Origin of the sequence: Synechococcus sp. CCY 0621 (assembly GCF_019038465.1) — a bacterium.
Lineage (GTDB): Bacteria > Cyanobacteriota > Cyanobacteriia > PCC-6307 > Cyanobiaceae > Cyanobium.
Genome location: NZ_JAFKRH010000058.1, coordinates 1 through 229, shown reverse-complemented (window position 1 = coordinate 229; position 229 = coordinate 1). Strand labels below are relative to the sequence as shown.

Genomic DNA, 229 nt, shown 5'->3' with positions numbered 1-229 from the left:
CCACCGCCACCACGTACTGCCACCACGTCTCCAGCCCCCACGTCCAGCGCAGCAGCACGATCACAGGCCAGTGCCACAGGTACAGCGAATACGACAGCAGCCCGCACGTCAGCAGTACCCGCTCCAGCCAGCGGCCCGGCAGAAATCTGCCCCCCTCACCGGGGCCCGCCTGCAGCACCAGCAGCGTCCCCAGCACCGCCGGCAGCACACCAGGCACCGGGAAGCCCTC

Annotated in this window: 1 pseudogene; it reads right to left on the bottom strand. The window is 70.3% G+C overall.

Annotation, left to right across the window (positions count from 1 at the left end):
• Positions 1-229 (bottom strand): annotated as a pseudogene (locus KUG43_RS16560) (acyltransferase family protein); the annotation flags it as partial.